Raw genomic sequence first — 561 nt, 5'->3', positions numbered from 1 at the left:
TCGCGGTTCCTGACCAGTATTTCACCCGCACCATGCTGACGACCGGGGCCGCCGCGCCGCTCTATCCGACGCAGCACCGGGCCGACCTCTACATCGACATGCTGCGGGATGCGCTGGTTATCGGCCGCCTGGGGGCAACGGTGCTCGACAACCTGGTGGGCGACCAGGACATTCCCAAGCAGACCGGCAGCGCGACGGCGCAATGGGTTGCCGAAGACCAACCCTTGACGGAAACCGACCTCACCTTTGACGATGTGACGCTGAGCCCGCACACGGTTGGCGCCCTGACCAGCTACAGCCGCCGCACCCTCATCAACGCCGTGCCTGGCATTGAGGACATCGTGCGCCGCGACCTCGCCTATGTCATCGCGGCCGCCATCGACAAGGCCGCCCTTATCGGTGACGGCACCGGCAACACCCCGGTTGGGGTGGTGAACGCCGAAGGGGTGCACAACCTGACGCTGGCAACTCCGAGCCGGGCGGAAGCCCTCGCCATGCCTATGGCGGTGCTGAGCGCGAACGCCGCTTTCGGCAACCTGGGTTGGGCCCTGAGCCCGGCAG

At 67.0% G+C, this 561-nt stretch carries 1 protein-coding gene; it reads left to right on the top strand.

Annotation, left to right across the window (positions count from 1 at the left end):
- Positions 1-561: phage major capsid protein (locus CK240_RS17860; protein ID WP_135058972.1), on the top strand; the 561-nt coding region annotated here is incomplete at both ends.

This window comes from Paracoccus salipaludis, assembly GCF_002287065.1.
GTDB classification, from domain to species: Bacteria; Pseudomonadota; Alphaproteobacteria; order Rhodobacterales; family Rhodobacteraceae; genus Paracoccus; species Paracoccus salipaludis.
This window is presented reverse-complemented; position numbering and strand designations above follow the sequence as displayed.